This is a genomic window from Lentzea kentuckyensis, assembly GCF_002150765.1.
GTDB classification, from domain to species: Bacteria; Actinomycetota; Actinomycetes; order Mycobacteriales; family Pseudonocardiaceae; genus Lentzea; species Lentzea kentuckyensis.
Genome location: NZ_MUYM01000006.1, coordinates 63,218 through 80,917 on the forward strand (window position 1 = coordinate 63,218; position 17,700 = coordinate 80,917).

20 protein-coding genes are annotated in these 17,700 nt (G+C 69.1%); 5 read left to right on the top strand and 15 right to left on the bottom strand.

Annotation, left to right across the window (positions count from 1 at the left end; all coding sequences use genetic code 11):
* Positions 1-208 precede the first annotated feature (208 nt).
* The 8 genes from B0F77_RS04655 to B0F77_RS04690 form a co-directional block, all read right to left on the bottom strand.
* The gene (locus B0F77_RS04655; RefSeq protein WP_086661522.1) at positions 209-934 is read right to left on the bottom strand and encodes a GAF and ANTAR domain-containing protein; all 726 of its coding nucleotides are present in this window, start codon (positions 932-934) and stop codon (positions 209-211) included.
* A gap of 5 nt (positions 935-939) precedes the next feature.
* On the bottom strand, positions 940-1,668 hold the full coding sequence (locus B0F77_RS04660; protein WP_086661523.1) for a GAF and ANTAR domain-containing protein: 729 nt from the start codon (positions 1,666-1,668) through the stop codon (positions 940-942).
* On the bottom strand, positions 1,665-1,979 hold the full coding sequence (locus tag B0F77_RS04665) for a hypothetical protein (protein ID WP_086661524.1): 315 nt from the start codon (positions 1,977-1,979) through the stop codon (positions 1,665-1,667). Before B0F77_RS04665 ends, B0F77_RS04660 begins: the two co-directional genes overlap by 4 nt.
* A gap of 96 nt (positions 1,980-2,075) precedes the next feature.
* Entirely contained in the window at positions 2,076-3,014 is a 939-nt protein-coding gene (locus B0F77_RS04670; protein WP_086661582.1) for an acyl-CoA desaturase, read from the bottom strand.
* Positions 3,015-3,174: 160 nt separating this feature from the next.
* A complete protein-coding gene (locus B0F77_RS04675; RefSeq protein WP_086661525.1) occupies positions 3,175-4,638 on the bottom strand; it encodes a glycoside hydrolase family 130 protein in 1,464 nt (487 codons plus the stop codon).
* The gene (locus B0F77_RS04680; RefSeq protein ID WP_086661526.1) at positions 4,635-5,645 is read right to left on the bottom strand and encodes a glycosyltransferase; all 1,011 of its coding nucleotides are present in this window, start codon (positions 5,643-5,645) and stop codon (positions 4,635-4,637) included. Before B0F77_RS04680 ends, B0F77_RS04675 begins: the two co-directional genes overlap by 4 nt.
* The gene (locus B0F77_RS04685; RefSeq protein WP_211293656.1) at positions 5,642-6,742 is read right to left on the bottom strand and encodes a glycosyltransferase; all 1,101 of its coding nucleotides are present in this window, start codon (positions 6,740-6,742) and stop codon (positions 5,642-5,644) included. Before B0F77_RS04685 ends, B0F77_RS04680 begins: the two co-directional genes overlap by 4 nt.
* Positions 6,743-6,972: 230 nt before the next feature.
* Positions 6,973-8,214: a glycosyltransferase gene (locus B0F77_RS04690; protein WP_086661528.1), complete on the bottom strand. Its 1,242-nt coding sequence runs from the start codon at positions 8,212-8,214 to the stop codon at positions 6,973-6,975.
* A gap of 539 nt (positions 8,215-8,753) precedes the next feature.
* Between B0F77_RS04690 and B0F77_RS04695 the strand changes: the two genes are divergently transcribed.
* Together B0F77_RS04695 and B0F77_RS04700 are read left to right on the top strand one after the other, a co-directional pair.
* Entirely contained in the window at positions 8,754-9,497 is a 744-nt protein-coding gene (locus B0F77_RS04695) for a DUF4386 domain-containing protein (protein WP_086661529.1), read from the top strand.
* Between the two features lie 14 nt (positions 9,498-9,511).
* Positions 9,512-10,255 carry a DUF4386 domain-containing protein gene (locus B0F77_RS04700; protein WP_086661530.1) on the top strand — a complete coding sequence of 248 codons (744 nt, stop codon included), beginning with the start codon at positions 9,512-9,514 and terminating at the stop codon, positions 10,253-10,255.
* Positions 10,256-10,503: 248 nt separating this feature from the next.
* On the opposite strand, the gene B0F77_RS04705 is transcribed toward B0F77_RS04700, so the two are convergent.
* On the bottom strand, positions 10,504-10,797 hold the full coding sequence (locus tag B0F77_RS04705; protein ID WP_143466561.1) for a hypothetical protein: 294 nt from the start codon (positions 10,795-10,797) through the stop codon (positions 10,504-10,506).
* A gap of 393 nt (positions 10,798-11,190) precedes the next feature.
* Between B0F77_RS04705 and B0F77_RS49635 the strand changes: the two genes are divergently transcribed.
* On the top strand, positions 11,191-11,499 hold the full coding sequence (locus tag B0F77_RS49635) for a hypothetical protein (RefSeq protein WP_245847830.1): 309 nt from the start codon (positions 11,191-11,193) through the stop codon (positions 11,497-11,499).
* On the top strand, positions 11,499-12,401 hold the full coding sequence (locus tag B0F77_RS04715) for a CE1 family esterase (protein ID WP_211293657.1): 903 nt from the start codon (positions 11,499-11,501) through the stop codon (positions 12,399-12,401). The genes B0F77_RS49635 and B0F77_RS04715 overlap by 1 nt, the downstream gene beginning before the upstream one ends.
* A gap of 4 nt (positions 12,402-12,405) precedes the next feature.
* On the opposite strand, the gene B0F77_RS04720 is transcribed toward B0F77_RS04715, so the two are convergent.
* The 5 genes from B0F77_RS04720 to B0F77_RS04740 are packed head-to-tail and all read right to left on the bottom strand — an operon-like array spanning position 12,406 to position 16,223.
* Entirely contained in the window at positions 12,406-13,653 is a 1,248-nt protein-coding gene (locus B0F77_RS04720) for a multidrug effflux MFS transporter (protein WP_086661532.1), read from the bottom strand.
* 11 nt (positions 13,654-13,664) lie between these two features.
* On the bottom strand, positions 13,665-14,297 hold the full coding sequence (locus B0F77_RS04725; protein WP_086661583.1) for an NADPH-dependent F420 reductase: 633 nt from the start codon (positions 14,295-14,297) through the stop codon (positions 13,665-13,667).
* 2 nt (positions 14,298-14,299) lie between these two features.
* Positions 14,300-14,995, bottom strand: a complete 696-nt coding sequence (locus B0F77_RS04730) for an alpha/beta fold hydrolase (RefSeq protein WP_086661533.1) — start codon at positions 14,993-14,995, stop codon at positions 14,300-14,302.
* Between the two features lie 14 nt (positions 14,996-15,009).
* Complete coding sequence (locus B0F77_RS04735; RefSeq protein WP_086661534.1) at positions 15,010-15,417, bottom strand: nuclear transport factor 2 family protein; 408 nt, start codon at positions 15,415-15,417, stop codon at positions 15,010-15,012.
* On the bottom strand, positions 15,417-16,223 hold the full coding sequence (locus tag B0F77_RS04740) for an MBL fold metallo-hydrolase (protein ID WP_086661535.1): 807 nt from the start codon (positions 16,221-16,223) through the stop codon (positions 15,417-15,419). The genes B0F77_RS04735 and B0F77_RS04740 overlap by 1 nt, the downstream gene beginning before the upstream one ends.
* A 109-nt stretch (positions 16,224-16,332) precedes the next feature.
* On the opposite strand from B0F77_RS04740, the gene B0F77_RS04745 reads away from it, so the two are divergent.
* Positions 16,333-16,821, top strand: a complete 489-nt coding sequence (locus B0F77_RS04745; protein WP_086661536.1) for a MarR family winged helix-turn-helix transcriptional regulator — start codon at positions 16,333-16,335, stop codon at positions 16,819-16,821.
* 6 nt (positions 16,822-16,827) lie between these two features.
* On the opposite strand, the gene B0F77_RS04750 is transcribed toward B0F77_RS04745, so the two are convergent.
* Positions 16,828-17,610 carry an MBL fold metallo-hydrolase gene (locus tag B0F77_RS04750; protein ID WP_086661537.1) on the bottom strand — a complete coding sequence of 261 codons (783 nt, stop codon included), beginning with the start codon at positions 17,608-17,610 and terminating at the stop codon, positions 16,828-16,830.
* Between the last annotated feature and the right edge of the window lie 90 nt (positions 17,611-17,700).

The window sequence follows — 17,700 nt, forward strand, 5'->3', positions numbered from 1 at the left end:
CGGCTGGCCGATGCCGAAGCGATGTCGCGCCGATTCCAGGACGCGATCGCGGCCGGTGTAGATCCGCTGGCTCTGGTCGATGCGGTCAACGAAGCACAAGGGACGCCGCCGACGTCGCCGTGGTCACCACGTACGGTGGTCCGGCGCTGGAGTCGACGGTGGTTCACGCCGAGGACCTCGCTCCGGCGTGACGGTGAGCTTGCGGGCTTCACGGCGTGGCGGCCTTCAACGCCGTCATGTCGATCGCGCCGGCGATGACGTCCTCCGCCACGCCGCTCAGATGCAGGTGGTGATGTCTCGAGTACTGCCGCAGGATGTGGAAGGCCACACTCACGCTGATCCGCAGCCGCTCGGCCAGCACGCCCTTCGCCTGTTCGATGAGCACCCTGCTCTGCAACGCGTTCTGCAACTGCCCGGCGAGCAGCTCCCGGTGGCTGATGACCTGGGCCTGGAGCAGGCCGATGGTGGCGACGTCCGCCATGGCGCGCGCCACCCTGAGTCGCGTCTCGCTGAGCGCGCTTTCGTTGACGGTGAACAGGTTCAGCGCGCCGACGGTCTGCTCGCGCAGCCGCATCGGGAGGGCGTGCACCGCGCCGAACCCGGCGGTCACCGCCACGGAGGAGAACTCCGGCCATCGTTGCGGCGGCTCGGTGAAGCCGGTGATCGTCACCGGCTCGCTGGTGAGGTAGCACTCCATGCAGGGACCCCGCTGGTGCTGGAGCTCGAAGAGCTCGAGCACCCTGGCGCGGTCGCTGGAGGCCCCGACCACCTGCAGCTCACCGCGGTGGTCTGCCAGCAGGATCCCGGCGGCGTCCACCCCCAGGGTGGTGACGCAGCGGTTGGCCAGGAGATGCATGAAGTCGATCGGGTCGAAGTCGGCGACCAGGGTGTCGGCCAGCTCGACGAACGTTTCCGCCAGGTTCTCCACGGACATGACTGTCACCTCTGTTGTTCGGTCGCCGGACCCAGGCGCAGACGCCCGGTGATGATGTCGCGCGCGACCTCGACCACCGGCTTGTCGCGGACGAACGCGTGCGCGCGCAGTCGCACCAGTGCTTCGTCCAGGCCCACCCCGATCTGGACGGAGGCCATCCCGGTGGCCTGATGCACCTCGGCTCGGCTGAGCGGCATTCCGTCGAGTGCGGGAACCTCGGCGTCGAGATGAACGCGAGTCAATTCGTCCAGCACCATCGCCATGATGATGTCGGTGACGACATATCCGTCAGCCATCTGCTCCGGCGTCAACGGCCCAGGACTCGTTCTGTGCAACACGAGCGCCCCCAGCCGGATGGCGCCACTGCGCAACGGGAACGCGAACATCGCTCGCGCCCCGGTGGCGTCGGCGGACGGTGTGAACAGCGGCCACCGCTGGTCGTTCTCCCATGAGTCCAGAACACCCGCCAGGACGGGAACGCCGGCGCGCAGGCAGTCCTCGGACGGCCCTTCGCCGAGCGTGAACCGCATGTTCTCGAGGAGGGTGCCGATCTCGTTCGTGGAGTACCGCGACTCACCCCGGCCCGTGCCGTTCGTCAGGGTCAGCTGAGCGCCGGTCACCCCGATCAGCGCTACGCACGCCTCGCACGACGCTTCGCTGGACGGCGTGACGCCGCGGAGGGCCGCCTCGTCGGCGAGATGGGTCAGCACCCTCGCCAGCCGGTCACCGATCATGGCGCTCCGGCGTTGATCTGCTCGGCGAGGTCGAACGCACCGGTGTGGGTGCCGTGCCGGCGTGCTTGTGCGGCGAGCGGGCGGAAGCGGTCGCGCGTGCGGGCCGAGCCGACGCCGCCGCCGGCAGACTCCGGGGCTCGCAGCCCGGCGCCGACGCCGATCTCGACGTCTCCTTCGATCAGGTGGTCGGTGGCCAGCAGCACCAGGCTGAGAATTCGGCTGCGAATCAGGTCCTCGCCGTGGCGGTAGTCCATCTCGCGCAGTGTCCGGGTTTCCTGCTCCAGGCGCCTGACGTCGGACAGATCGATCATGGCGGGCAACACTCCAGACCAGGGGTGTTGAAGTGGCACCGCCGGGGGCCGGGGCGGTCGAGATGTCACCTGGCCGGACCAGGCGCGTGATCGATCCTAGAGCGATGCCTGCTCGGGGTCCGCCGCCGTTCGGTTGGATCCGGACGGCTTGAGCTTGCGCGCCAGCCGTTCCGGCGTCGGCCAGCGGACGGCCGTCGCCCAGCCGAAGATCTCGAACACCCGGATCAGCCGTGCGGAGATGTCGATCTGACCGCGCCGGACGCCGTGCCGGGCGCAGGTCGGGTCGGCGTGGTGGGAGTTGTGCCAGGACTCGCCCATCGACAGGATCGCGAGCGGCCAGAAGTTCGCGGACTTGTCGCGTGCCTCGAACGGCCGGTCGCCGATCATGTGGCAGATGGAGTTGACCGACCACGTGATGTGGTGCAGCACGGCCACCCGCACCAGACTCGCCCAGAAGAACGAGGTGAGCGCACCCCACCAGCTCCACGTGATCAGCCCGCCCGCCAGGGCGGGTGCGAGGAGCGTGACGGTGGTCAGCGCGGGGAACCAGCGGTTGACGCGCTGGATGTCGGGATCGGCGAGCAGGTCGGGCGCGAACCGCGCGGCGTTGGTCAGCTCGCGGCGGAACATCCAGCCCAGGTGGGCGTGCCAGAAACCCTTGGCCAGTGCGACGGCGGACGTGCCGAACAACCAGGGGGAGTGCGGATCGCCCTCGCGGTCGGCGAAGGCGTGGTGCCGGCGGTGGTCGGCGACCCAGCCGATGATCGGCCCCTGCATCGACATGCTGCCTGCCACCGCGAGCGCGATCCGCAGCGCCCGGTTGGCCTTGAACGCGCCGTGCGTGAAGTAGCGGTGGAAACCGATCGTCACGCCGAGACACGTGACGGTGTAGAAGAAGATGGCGAGACCGATGTCGGTCCAGCCGAGGCCCCAGCCCCACGCGAGCGGCACCGCGGCGGTCAACGCCAGCGCCGGAACCACCGTGAAGAGCTTGATGAGGAATCTTTCGAAGGGGGCGTTCTCACCCGCGAGCATCGGCTGTGGTGCGGCCTGAACACGGGGCACTGTCGTGGTCACGTCGCGAACCTCCGGGACGGCGTTCTCGTCTGCGTCGCCGAGGTCCAGGGCGATCCTCAAGTAAGTCAGTAGCGGGCTACCCGCCTCGCGGCGGTGACGAAACCTGGGACCGGCAACGTCACGGCGCCATGGCGGCGATCAGGTCGCTCACCGACGTCGTCGCCAGGCCGATGGTCGCGTCGCTCGCCCCGTACGGGATCACCAAGGTGTCGTCGTGCAGCAGGCCACCGCACGAGTAGACGACGTTGGGCACGTACCCGTCCCGTTCGGTGGCGCTGGGCACCAACAGTGGTTGAGCCAGTGTCGCCAGCACTTTCGCGGGGTCGTCGAGGTCGAGCAGCATCGCGCCCATCGAGTAGAGCCGCATCGGACCGACACCGTGGGTCAGCACGAGCCAGCCCTCGGGGGTCTCGATCGGCGAGCCGCAGTTGCCGACCTGGACGAGGTCCCAGTCCCTGCCCGGCATCGCCACGGGCTGTGGTTCCCTCCACGTCCTGATGTCGTCGGAGAAGGACACGGCGCTGCTCTCGCCGTCGCCACGGGACAACGCCGCGAACTTCCCGCCGATCCGCCGGGGGAACAGCGCCATGCCCTTGTTGCGTGCCGCGGCACCGGTCGTCTGCGTGATCCGGAACGTGCGGAAGTCGTTGGTCTGCAACAGTTGCGGTGCGACGTCAGTGCCGTCGTACGCCGTGTACGTGCCGTAGTAGGTCTGCGAGCCGTCGTCGTCGGTGAAGCGCACGAACCGGGCGTCTTCCATGCCGTGGCGTTCAGACGGGCCCGAAGGCCACAGCACCCGCCCGCTCACCACCGAGTCTTCCGGGAACTCGGTGGTGTAGTTGCAGGCGGCGATCCACCTGATCAGTTCGACGGTCCGGTGGGCGGCCTGCCGGGCGACCAGCTTCGGGTGCAGGCCCGCCAGCAGCTCGTCCAGCTCGGCACCGGTGAACCGCGCGGGCAGCCACCGGTTGAGCACGGCGGAGACCTCGTCGTCGTGGCCGCGTTCGGTGAGCGTGCCCAGGAAGAGGCTCTTCTCGTAGTCCCCGTCCCTGTGCTGGCCCGTGCTGATGACGCTCGGCTGCGGGTCCACGGTGAGAACATCATCGGGCCCGGCCACCCCGGTGCGGAAACCGATCGAGGACAGGTGTCCCTCGCCGATGCCGCGGACGCTCAGCACGAACCGCAGCTGTCCCGGTGTCAGCCCGCTCTGGTCGGGGTGCGCGACCATGGACGGGTTGCACAGCGCGGCGCCCTCGACGGCGTACTCGTGGGTGAAGTACGCGCCGATCAGCAACCGGCGCGACTCGGACAGCTCGACGTCCGGGGACAACCGGTGGCTGACGCTCGCGAAGTTGTCCGCGAACGTCATGCGGACGTCCCGGTGCCGGCCCGCGAACAGGCGGACAGTGCGGTCGAGAGCGTGGCGCACGGTGTCCTCGTCCAGCGCCATCACCCGCCGGATGACGGCGGCGGACCGCGACTCGTGCTCGGGAACTTCCTCTCCTGGCACGAAAAGCTTGGTGATGACCCGGCGCGGGTCCGGGCGCAGCCGCAGCGAGCTGCGCGTGACGCGGGCGTTCATCCAATGCTCCTCAGGAGCGTGCGCAGGTGTTGCCGGGTGGAGAGCAGGGCCAAGGTCGACTCGGCGCCCTGGTTGATGTTCGGGCCGGCCGGCGTCAGTCCGTCGTAGCCGCCGCCGGTCTGCTCGTCGTGCATCAGCGAGCCGAGATCGTTGTCGCCGTTGAACCACGCGATCGAACGGTGGACACCGGCGAGCCACGCCGGGTCGGCGGTGATCCGGTAGGCGCGGGCGCAGGCGTCGGCCATCGCCGCGACCTCGATGGGCTGCTGGTCGAACGAGGGGCGCGGCTCGCCGAGGTACCAGCCGCCGGTCGGGACCGGCGAGAGGTGAAGGTCGACGGACTCGACGGTCAGCAGCCAGTCCAGCAGCCGCAGCCCGTCGTCGCGGACCTTGTCGTTCCCCAGGAGGTCGCCGGCGGCGATCAGCGCTTCGGGCAGTGCGGCATTGGCGTAGAACAGCCGGTTCTCCGGCCACGGCCAGTTCGCATCAGGACGTGGTTCACCGACGTACGAGGCGATGTCGCCGAGCAGCGCGGCGGCGGGAGCGTGCACGGGATCGGCTGCCAGCACCTCGGCGGCACCGAGCGCGGCGAACGCCATCGTGCGCACCGACGGCGGCCGGTGGTGTGCGCCGCGCTCGAAGCACTCCAGTGCGGCCTCGCGGATCCACGGCAGCGGGCAGCGGGCGGCGGCGGTGCCGAGGCCCCACAACGCGCGTCCCCACCAGTCGCCCAGGCCCGGCTCGTCCTGCCAGGTGCGGCCGGTGCCGAGCCGGTTGTGGAAGCGCCCGTCCTCGGACTGCGCGTAGGCGATGAAAGCCAGGTAGTGGTCCGCCAGCGCGGCCGGTTCGGCGGACAGCTGCGGCTCGCGGCTCAGGACGACCAGCCCGCGGGCGACGTCGTCGAGGCAGTAGCCGTGCTCCCGGCGCGGCAACGGGCCTTCCGCGTGTTCGAACAGACCCGTGTCGTCGCTCAGCCGGATCAGGTGGGCGAAATCGAGGCCGCTCACCTCGTCATGACGAGTCGGGTGGTGAGCAGGTCCTCGGCCAGGTGGTGGTACCGGCTCGCCACCGCGGGCCAGCTCAGCGCCGGACTCAGGTGCGCGGACCGGTCGCGCATTCCGGCGGCGAGTCCCGGTTCGGTGAGCACCCGGCGCAACGCCGCGGCGATGGCGGCGGGATCCCGGTGCGGCACCAGTAGTCCGGTCCCGCCCGCCAGCAGCTCGACCGCGTGCGGGAACACCGTCGCGACCACCGGTTTCCGTGCCGCGAGGGCTTCGACGAGCACTCCGGACGTGACCTGTTCGGACGAGTCGTACGGCAACAGGACGACGTCGGCCCGCCCGACCAGGTCCGCGAGCGCCTCTGCTTCGAGGTAGGCCGGGTTGAACTCGACCAGGTTCGTGACACCGCAGGCCGCGGCGTGATCGCGCAGGTGCGTCCGGTACGCCTCACCCTCGTGCGCCAGCACCTTGGGATGGGTCTGCCCCGCCACCAGGTACCGGGGCCGCAGGTCGCGCAGCGCGCCCAGCGCGGCGATGCCCCACTCGATGCCCTTGCCGCGCCCGAGCAGGCCCCAGGTGAGGATGAGCGGTCCGCGTCCTGGCACGCCGGTCGCGCGTCTGTGGGCGGGGACGGCGCCGTGCGGAATCACCACGACCTCATGAGGCCGGTCGACCGCGTAGCCCGCCAGGAGGCGGTTCCTCGCGGTCTCCGACATGGTGACCACGGCGTCGGCGTGGTCGACGACGGCCTCGAGGATCCGGCGCTGACCTGGAGTGGGAGCGGTGAGCACGGTGTGCAGCACGACGATCACCGGAACCCGCAACCGGGCGAGCACGCTGAGCACCTCCGCACCGTCATGACCGGCGTAGATCCCGTACTCGTGCTGCACCACCGCGACGTCGCACCCGTTGAGGGCACCGGCCGCGGCCTCGGCCTCGCCGGGACGCATCTCGAGCACCGACGGCTCAGCCGCGCCGGGCTCGGCCTCCGCGAGTACGCGGACGACGCGGCCCTCGCTGCCAGGGGTGGCGGCGGTCAGATGATGACGGAGAGCGGAGGTGAACGTGGCGAGCCCACACTGGGTGGGTGGATACGTGCTCATGAAGCCGTAGGTGCGAACCATGAGGCGGGGGGCCTTTCGAATGGGCCGGCAGGCGAGAAGGGCCTGCCGGCGAGGTGAGTTCTGCCGGCATCAGAATCGGCGTCAGTGCGTGACCGAGGACGACATGAGCCTGACCGCCCACATGCGAGAAGAACTCGACGAGCCCAACCCTACACGCATCGAACGGTGATCGACCGGCACGGCAAGCAGAACGCCGCGACACCGCCCCGCTAGAGGTCCACATGAGACTGTCGCAAAGGGACTGTTCGGGATTCGGTGAACGACGAGCGGCCCGCGGCGGTGTAGACCTGCATCAGTTCGGAGACGATGCGATGCCACGAGTACCGAGCGTGCATCCGGTCGCGTCCGGCGGCTCCGAGCAGCTCCCGGCGGGTGTCGTTCGGGAGAAGCGTTCGCAACGCCTTCGCGATCGCGCCCGGATTCCTCGGCGGTACCTGGATCCCGGTCTGCCCGTTCACCACGGTGTCGACGAAACCGCCGACGGAGGTCGCCACCACCGGAACTCCGCACGCCATCGCTTCGAGCGCCGCGACGCCGCACGACTCGTACCACGGCGTGCACGCCACGACGTCCGCCGATCGCAGCAGCGCGGGAAGCTCGTGGTGGCGCAGATGCCCGGCCAGCGTGACTCGGTGTGCGACACCGCGTACGCGTGCGAGCGCACGCAGCCGCCTCGCCTCCGTGTCACCGCGCAGCCGTCCGCTCACGGATCCACCGCCGACGATCACCAGCTCGGCGTCCTCCAGAGAGGTCAGGGCGCGGATCAGGTCGTCGAATCCCTGGTGTGGCAGCAGACGTCCGACCGACACGATGCGACGCACACCGTTGCGCCCGGCGGTCAAGCCCTGCGGGGTGAAGAGGGTCAAGTCGACGCCGTGGGGAATGACAGACACCTTCGCGCGGCTGATGCCCATCTTCAACACGCCTTCGGCTTCGTCCGTGCGGGTGGCGACGACGTGGGCGACCTGCTGGCCGAGAAGCCGTTCGACGGCCAGGCGTTTCATCGTGAGCGAGTCATCGTCGCCGCGGTGCCGCTGGAGGTCGGCGCCCAGCGTGTGGAACGTCTGCACCACGGGCACCCGGTTGTGCCGGGCTCCCAGCACCGCCGTGATGCCGGACAGCCAGCCTTGTGCGTGCACGACGTCCGGCCGGTTCGTGTTCCAGTCGGTGCTGAGGAATCTCGCGAAGTCCCCGGCATGGGCGGTCGCCTCGTCACCCGTGATCCTCCTGGCTGGCCCGGAAGGAACCTGCACCACCTCGTAACCGGCACCGACGCGCGTCCTGGCGGGTGTGTGCGGATCGTCGCGCCGGGTGTAGACGACCACCTCGTGACCGATACCGCTCAACGCGGCTGAAACGTTCGCGACGTAGAGGCTCTGGCTTCCCGCGTGAAGCCGACCGGGCGCTGTCAGCGGACTGGCGTGCTCGGACACCAGGGCGATCCTGCCCATCGATGGATCTCCTCACTGCGAGGTGACGAGACCGCGGGTCCGGGCGGTTGCTGATTCAGTCAGCCCACCGAGGCTACCGGCTGCCGGGCCCGGTGCGAGATCCTCCCGGCCCGGGCGCCCGCCGGCGTCCCGGCAGTCCCCAGTTGCACCGGATAACCACATCCGGACGGCAGGTTGGTCGCAGTCACCTCATCGGCCCTGTTCGGTGGATGTCGAGGAGTTCTACGCTGGCAAGGCATCCCACCGGCCGCGCCATCTGCCGGACCGCATCGGCTTGACGCGGTGGATCGGGATGTGTCGGACATCCGCTCCGGACCTTGGCGGCGCAAGCGTCGAGTTGCTGACGCGTCGAGGGAGGCCGCCGAGATGTTTCCGCTCACGGCGCCGGCTGACATGTCACGGGGGTTGAGCGCCGTTCGCCGACTCTGCCGGGATTGTCACTGCAGCCGGTTCCAAGTTCTCGTGTGTCTGGCCGGCGTCCTGAGTGGACGACCTGGCCGCGCTGACGGCCGAAGTTCGCCGGAGGCTGGGGAACCTCGATGACGAGCCGCACCCGAAGTCCGTCCGGGCGTTCCACCTCGCCGGAGGACGAAGGAGATCGGGCCTTTCGCCACGCGAGTGTCGCGGCAGGAGCCGGGCTGTTGCTGATGTCCGCGCTGGCGGGCTTCGCCAAGTTCGTCGCGCTGGACGGACTGGTGGTCAAGGGGGATCCGGCGCAGACAGCCGTGCACATCACGGAGTCCACCGGCCTGTTCCGGCTCGCTGTCGCGTGTGTCTTCGTGGTAATCGCGCTCGACGTCGTCGTGGCGTGGGGTCTGTACCGCGTGTTCAGCCCTGCGAGCAGGAACCTCTCGATGCTCGCGGCGGCGTTCAGGCTGGTCTACACGGCGGTTTTCATGGTGGCGGTCGGCCAGCTCCTCAGAGGACTGCGCCTGTTCGGCGGCGACTCCTACCTCGCGGTGTTCGGAAGGGACCAGTTGCACGCCCTGGCACTGCTGGAACTCACCGCGTTCAACGACCTGTGGATGGCCGGTCTCGGCCTGTTCGGGTCGCACCTGCTTCTCCTCGGCTACCTGGCCTGGCGATCAGGTTATGTACCAAGGCTTCTGGGTGCTCTGCTCGTTGTCGCGGGACTGGGCTACGTGATCGACAGCTTCGGCGTGATGCTCTCCCGGCACTCCTGGGCCGATGTCGCCTCGTTCACGTTCGTCGGTGAATTCCTGTTGGCGTTGTGGCTCGTGATCCGGGGTAGCCGGCTCACTGTCAGCGAATCAACTGAATAGAGAGAGCGAATGCCATGTCAGCACCCGAGAAGCCCCTCGTGCCGGCCGTCTCCGATGGGGCGATGCAGCAGAGTGCGCCGACGACCGCCTCGACCAGGAAGACCGCAACCCTCGTCGGGTTGCTCTTCCTCATCGCCACCATCGCGTTCATCTTCGCGGACACGCTCATCGGCGGAGTGCTGAGCCGGCCGGATTTCCTGGCCGGTGCGTCCGCCGACACCGGAAGCCTGGCCGTCGGTGCGTCTCTGCTGGCCGGTCAGTTCGGGGTGGTGGGTATCGCGGTCCTGCTGTTTCCGTTGCTGAAACGCCACGGTGAGTCGCTGGCCCTGGCACACGTCGGGTTCCGGGTCGCGGAGCTCGCCGCGAGTTTGTTCTACCTGGCAGTCCCGCTTCTGATGCTCGAACTCGGCGCCGGGGTGCGCGATGGCACCGTCGACGGTGCCACTTCGACGAGTCTTGGTGCCCTGCTGCGGGCGCAGTACAGCGCGGCCACTCTGCTGATCTATCTGGTCACCACGGCGGCCGGCACGTGCATGGCCGTGCTGCTGTACCGATCGCGGCTGATCCCGCGCCCGCTGGCAATCCTCGGCCTGGTCAGCTATCCAGCGCTGCTGGTGGGGTGTGTGCTGGACATGTTCGACATCGTCGATGTGACACAAGGTGTCGGGCTCATCGCACTGGTCCCAGGCGGCATTTTCGAGCTGATCCTCCCGATCTGGTTGTTCGTCAAGGGATTCACTTTCCCCGCCCAGAACTGAGGGCAGGCCGGGCCGGAGACCGGGTAGTGCCCGCTGCGTGTTCGGCCTTGTCAGTGTTGATGATCCGAACCGTTGGACTGCTGCGTGTTCTGGGGTGACGGGGACGTGTGGACACCTGGCCCTTGCGAGGACCTCGTCATCACGGACAGTCTCGAATCCGTCGCGAAACTGCCGTAAGTGCGGCCACGAAGCGGGACTTTCGGGCTGGCGGCCGTGAACGCTCCACTGTGGAGGGTGTGAGCGAATGGTCAACGCGACCGGTGCGCGAGGGAACGGCGCAAACTCAGCACGTGCACCTCGGCGTGGCCGCTGCGCACGGGGACTGCGCGGCGATGTCCGCCCAACATGGCCAGGTCGATGGTGTGCACAGGTCGTGAGACCTTCCCGTCCAGGCGGATCCGCCGCCAGCGGTCGACGAGGTGGTAGTAGCCCAGCCACAGGACGCCGCCCAGATCGGCGAGCAATGTGCGTGGCGAAAGCCGTGACCGCTCGGAGGCGTAGCCGGACGGTGGCGAGATGGGAAGGTGGGATGCCGACATCATGCCGGGACTCCCGTCCCTGGCCGGAAACGGCCGGTTCGGTTTTCGCCGAGTACGACGTGAGCTTGACCGCCCACGTACGAGGTGTTCCCGGCAAAATCAACACTACACCAGCTCAGATTTGATCAACCGAATGTCCGGGGTCGTACAGGGCTGACGTCATCCGCCAGGTTGTTAGGAAGGCTTCACCTGCCGGCGCGAGCACGCTGACGTCTTCGACGGCCGCCTCGACCGGGCGGTATCCGCCACTGCGGCCGTGCCCGTTCACCCGTCTGCTGCCGCCCCGTTCGGTGGCAGCGGTCGCTGAGGCTGCTCACCGTCAACGTGGGCGCACCGTCGATCGATCGCGCTCGCCGGCAGTTGCGATGGCTCGCCGCTCGCCCAGAGGAAGTCCTGGTGCTGACCGAAACCAAGGCCACCGCGGGAAGCATGTTCCTGGCCGAGGCCTTCACCGCCGCCGGATACTCGGTCACCTTCCCCGAGCACGCGCACGGTGAGCTCGGCGTGATGATCGTCAGCAAGCTCGCCACGACGCTGGATTCACGCCGGCTCGTACATCAACCTGCCCGGCCGCACCCAGACCGGTTCGGCCCTGCAGATCACCATGCCGTCGTCCAGCGCCCCGTTCGGCGCACCGGCCTACGTCGTGAAGCTGACGTTCTCCGGCCGCATTCCCCAGCTCGGCAACTGAGAGGAACCAGGTAATGGCCAAGTACAAATCGTTCTTCAAGGCGGCGGCGGTGACGGCGCTTCTCGTCGTCTCGTCGGTCGGCGCGGGGCAGTCCGCGGGCGCGGCGGCGGCGCCCGCGGAGGTGGGCGCCACCGCGGCCAGCGCGGGCTGTGGCAAGACCCCGACGCTGGGGAACGGCACGCACACGATCTCCAGCAACGGCAAGAACCGCAGCTTCATCCTGAAGCTTCCGGACAACTACAACAGGAACACGCCCTACCGGATCGTCTTCGGATTCCACTGGAGGGGCGGCACCGCCACCGACGTGGCCACCGGCCGGACCGTCAACCCGCAGTACTGGCAGTACTACGGGCTCTTGAGGTTGTCGAACAACAGCACCATCTTCGTCGCGCCTCAGGGGCTGGGCAACGGGTGGGGCAACGCCGGCGGCGAGGACGTGACGTTCGTCGACAACATGCTCAGGCGAATCGAGGGCGACCTCTGCGTCGAAACGAGCAGGCGCTTCGCCGTGGGCTTCAGCTGGGGCGGTGGCATGAGTTTCGCGCTGGCGTGTGCGCGTCCGAACGTCTTCCGCGCGGTCGCCGTGTACGCCGGCGGGCAGATCAGCGGATGCGGCGGCGGCACCCAGCCGATCGCCTACCTGGCCATGCACGGCGTCAACGACGGAGTGCTGGGCATCTCGGCAGGAAGGGCACTGCGTGACAGGTTCGTCCGCAACAACGGCTGCACCCCGCAGAACCCGCGGGAGCCCGTGCCACAGCTTCGGCGAGAACGATGGCCACCTCATCGGGGTGAGACCCGCTCATCCACTCCATCATCGAGGTGTCTGGCTCCAACGCGAAGGCCGCGACGTACACCAGTTCCGCGACCTGCCCGCCTCAGAGGCGGGCCAGGTCGCGTTCACCGACTTGCGTGAACAGTCACTTGAGGTCCTCCGCCGGGTGGAAGGGGCGGCACAGGACGAGAAAGCAGCCGGTCGCGGCGACTGCGAGACCGAGCACGGCGGCGGCCACGGGCGATGCCGTGGACTGGTTGCCGAGGCCTGTCAGCGCGGGCGCGAAGGATCCCAGCAGGAACTGGGTCGTGCCCAGCAGCGCGGAGGCGCTCCCGGCGGCGTGCGGGGCACGTTGCAGGCAGAGGGCGGTGGTGGTGGGCAGGACCAGGCCGACGGGGCAGGCCACCACGAACAGAAGCACGGCGACCCAGGGCAGTCCGGTGTGGACGATCGTGAGCAGGAGCAGAACCGCCGCCGCGGCACACAACAGGACCAGCCCGATCGCCACGATGCGGCGGGTGGGCCACCGTCCGATCAGGATCTTGCCGGTGAGCTGCCCGGTGGCGACCAGGCCGATGGAGTTGAGGGCGAACAGCAGGCTGTACGTCTGCGCGGAGGCGCCGTAGACCTCCTGCAGGGCGAACGACGAGCCGGCGATGTAGGCGAACAGGGCCGCGAACCCAAGGCTGCCGGTCAGCAGGTAGCCGGTGAACGTCCGGTCGCGCAGCAGGCCGAGCATCGTGCGGAGGGTGGTGCCCAGGCCGCCGCGCTGCCTGCGCGTGGGCGGGAGGGTTTCCGGGAGCAACGCCGCCGTGGCGACCACGATGACGAGACCCAGCAGCGTCAGGGCCAGGAAGATGCCCCGCCACGACGACAGGCGCAGCAACTGGGCGCCCAGGACAGGGGCGACGACCGGGGCGGTGCCCGCCACCAGCATCAGCGAGGACAGCAGGCGTGCTGCCGCGATGCCGCCGTACAGGTCGCGGACGACGGCTCTGGCGATGACGACGCCGGCGGCTCCGGCCAGCCCCTGGACGAGGCGTGCGCCGACGAGCAGTTCGGTGCTGGGGGCGACGACGCACGCGATGCTCGCCAGGACGTACCCGATCACGCCGGCCAGCAGTGGGCGCCGCCTGCCGAGAACGTCGCTCAGGGGGCCGATGACCAGTTGCCCGAGTGCCAGTCCGGCCATGAACGCGGTCAAAGTGAGCTGGGTGGTCGCCGGTGAGTCCTGCAGATCACGGCTCACCAGCGGCAGGGCGGGCAGGTAGAGGTCGATGGTCAGCGGGGCCAGCGCGGTCAGCGAGCCCAGGATGAGGACGAGTGGCAGTCCGCGCCGGATCGCCGGGTGGCGTTCCGGCGCGAGCGGCTGTGCTTCGTGTTCGATGGACATCTTCGTGGGGTTCAGGGTGCGACGATCTTGATGGTGCTGCCCCAGCCGTGGCCGCCGTCGCGCAGCTGGAGTGACATGTGCAGGAGCTGGAAGCCCTCCAACGCCCGCGCCCACTCGAGCGGGCCGACGTCGACCGGGTTCAGCCCGCTGCCGGCGACCAGGTCCGCGACCTGCTTGCGGGCGGTCTCGTCGTCACCGGCGATGAAGACGTCCAGCGGCGTGCCGGCGACCTCGCCCGCGATCAGCGTCGACGCGAACGTCGTGTTGAACGCCTTGATGACCCGCGCGCCGTCGCCGGCGGCCTGCGCGATCGCCGCGGCGGCCGAGGTGCCCGGCGGGGTGACGAGCCCGTCGAGCGTCGGCTTCACCGGATTGCTGATGTCCACGACGATCTTGCCGTTCAGTCGCGGGCCGTACGAGGCGGCGAGTTCCTCGGCGACGGCGAACGGCACGGCCAGGACGACGATCTCGGCGTCGTCCACCACCGTGTCGTCACCGGTGCGCACGTCGCCGGTCAGATCTGCGGCGAGGGCCTTGGCCTGAGTGATGTCCCTGGCCGTGATGGCCACGGTGTGCCCACCGGAGAGCAGGCGGGTGGCGATGCCGCGAGCCATTTTCCCGGCACCGATGACGGCGATCCGCATGATCATTCTCCTTTCGCACGGGTGACCGCGTCCGCGAGGACTGCGGCCACCTCGTTCTGGTGGGACAGGTGCGGCGAGTGCCCGGACGGGACGTGGACGCGGTGGTCGGCGCGAGCGGCCCACTGCACCTGGACCGCCGGTGGCAGTGCGGGGTCCTCCGTGGCGACGACGTAGGTCACCGGCAGGCCGGTCGGCGTGGCGCCGAGCTCCTCGGTGAAGGCGCCGAGACCCTGCCAGTTCAGTCGTTCGACGGCGGCGGCCGTCAGCACGGGATCCACGCCGCTGAAGATCGACTCCTCGGGATCGCCCACCTTGACGGCCAGGCCGTCGGGGGAGTGGAACCACGAGGGCGGGAAGTCGCCGCCCATCCAGGTCATCATCGACATCCCGGGATCCAGCGCGAACGCGGCCAGATACACCAGCTCGGCCACGTCAGGGTTGTCGGCCGCGGCCCAGGTGGCCGGGACTCCGCCGTAGGAGTGGGCCGCGAGCACGACGGGACCGCCCACCTGCCGGATCGCGGCGCGCACCGCGGCGACGTCCTCGGTCAGCCCCTTGGTCGCGGCGCTGTCGGGGTGACTGCTGGGCAGCTGCACGGCGGCCGAGGCGATGCCTAGCGCCGTCAGCCGCTCGCGGAGTGGCTCGAAGATCCAGGGTGTGTGCATGGCGCCGTGGACCAGCAGAACGGTCGGGGACATGGTGGTTCCGTTCCTCAGCTCATCGCGTCACGGACGAGTGCGGTGTCGACGAACTGTTCGAACCGCACGATGAGGCCGCCGCGCACGACGAAGTGGTGGGCGACGCGGACGTTGATCGGCTTGCCGGTCGCCTTGTTCACCGCGGTGTAGCGGGCGAGGACCACGACGTTCTCGCCGTCGACGACGTAGGTGTCGTCGTGCGCGGCCCAGCCGTCCCAGTCCTGGCCGAGCTTCTCCATGACGTTGGTGGTGACGCCTTCGGGCGTGCGGTAGGTGCCGGCGAGAGGGAAGCCGGCCATCTCGGTCCACTCGACGTCCGGCGCGAGGGTCGCGCGCAGGGCGTCGAGATCACCTGATGCGGAGGCGAGGTACTGCCGGCGCACGACGTCGGCGGGCGCGCCGGAGGTGGCGAAGTCGCTCATCAGCCCCAGCTCATTTCGCCCTTGGCGACCTTCGCGCCGATCTGCGCCGCGATCAGCATGCCGTGGTCCGGGTAGCGCTTGACCAGCGCCTCGGTCAGCGCCGCGCCGTCGGCGGCCGCGGCGAACTCCTCCTCGAACGCGAGCAGGCACTCGCGGGTGCCGCTGATGGCGGAGGCGTCGGCGGGCGCCTCGGGGAGACGGTGGCCGGGGACGACCAGCTGCGGGTCCAGGGCGGCGATCTCGTCGAGCAGGCCGATCCAGGAGGCGCGCTGCTCGGGCTTCGGCGTGTCGGCGACCCAGACGTGCTCCTGGCCGAAGATCAGCACGCCACCCAGGACCGCCTGTGCGTCGGCCTGCCACAGGTAGTGCCGGTCGGGCAGCTCGGCCGGGCCGCCCCTGAGCTCGAAGCGGTGGCCTTCCAGGTCGAGGTCGCCGGTCAGCGGGGTCAGCTCGACGAGCCGGGTGGGCAGGTTCGCGCCGAGTGCGGACCACGCCTTGAGCTTGCCCTCGTAGGAGTGCTGGACGTGTTCGATGACCTGCGGCGTCGCGACGAACCGCGCGTCGGGGAAGGCGTCGGCGACGACCTCGGCACCGAAGTAGTAGTCGGGGTCGCCGTGGCTGATGAACACCGTCGTCAGCGTCTTGCCGGAGTCGAGCACCGCCGCGACCAGGCGGTGGCCGTCGGCGCGGGTGAACCCGGTGTCCACCAGCAGGGCCTCGTTCTCTCCGGTGACCAGGGTGGCTGTCTTGTTCCGGGACCCCACGGGGAAGTCCAGGTCGAAGACGGTGAAGGTCAGGTCGCTCATGCTCACTCCTTCAAAGTTCTGCAAATTTGAAGCACATCCGAGCCTAAGGGCAGGTACTTCAAATTTCAAGGAAGTACTTCAAATTTGTACAAACTGCTAGGCTGGTCACATGGAGACCCGCTGGCTGAACGACGAGGAACAGCGCGCCTGGCGCGCCTACCGGTCACTGACCCTCCTCATGGAGGACACGCTCGACCAGCGGCTCCGTCGTGACGCCGGGATCAGCCACCTGTACTACTCCGTACTGGTCTTCCTCTCCGAGGCTCCGGACGGGAGGCTGCGCATGACCGATCTCGCCGAAGCCCTGAAAGTCGCCCGCAGCCGGTTGTCCTACACCGTGAGTCGGATGGCCGATGACGGCCTGGTGCGCCGCGAGGGTGATCCGGACGATCGGCGTGGCCAGCTCGCCATCGTCACCGAGGCCGGCTTGTCCACGTTGGAGCGAGCCGCGCCCGGTCATGTGGCCACCGTCCGGGCCGCGGTCTTCGACCGGCTGGACGCCGAGCAGATCCGGGTGTTCGGGGAGGTCTGCGAGATCGTCCTGTCCGGACTCTCCGGCCCCGACCGCCCGGCACGCGACCTGCCCTGGCGCCGCTGACACCGGTCACACGTGGCCGCCGGCGAAGAGGTACCGGTTGGCGATGTCGATCACGAACGAGCCGCGGTAGCCGGGGTGGCGGTCGACGATCGCCTTCTTGTACGCCTCGCCGTCGTCGCCCAGCAGTTCGCGGGCGTCGGCCAGGTACGCGAGCAGCTCGGTGTAGACCTCGGGACCGGTGGGCAGGCCGTGGCCGGCGAGGACGGTGTCGTAGCCGGGTTCGCCGGCCAACTGTTCGACCGCGCGCTGCCAGCCGGCGATGTCGTTGTTGCCCAGGTACAGGTGGATGTCGTGATAGACGAGGTCCTGCGCGACGAGCACGCCGTGGTCCGGCAGCTTGATCACCAACTGGTCGGGTGCCTCACCGCCGGAGAGGGTCTCGAAGACGAACGGCACGCCGTCGATGATCTCGGCGCCAGGGACGATCTCGACCGTCGGCGTGACGTCGGTGAGCGGGATGATCGCACCGGTCGGGTCCTGGCTGTCGCCGCGGGCGATGATCTGGTCGCGGACGACCGCCAGAGCGTGCACCGGCGCGCCGAAGCGGGCCACGCCGTTGTAGTGGTCGGGGTGTGCGTGCGTGACGATCACCCGGTCCAGCGGCTTGCCGAGTCCCTCGACGTAGGAGACCACCTCGTCGGCGTAGGCGAGCACGAACTGCGCGTCGACGGCGATGATCCGCGAGGGAGTCTCGATCAGCTGGGTGGTGACGTTCACGCTGGTGTCCGGCGCCATGTAGCTGTGGATGCGGACAGCGCCCTTGTCGATGATCGTGATCGTCCCGTTCATGCCGGTCTCCTCTGGTGTGGCGGTGCCCTGCCGCGGTGATGGCCCCTACTTTCGTCCCCGCTTGCGCAGGCGAGCGAGATGTCCTGCAGA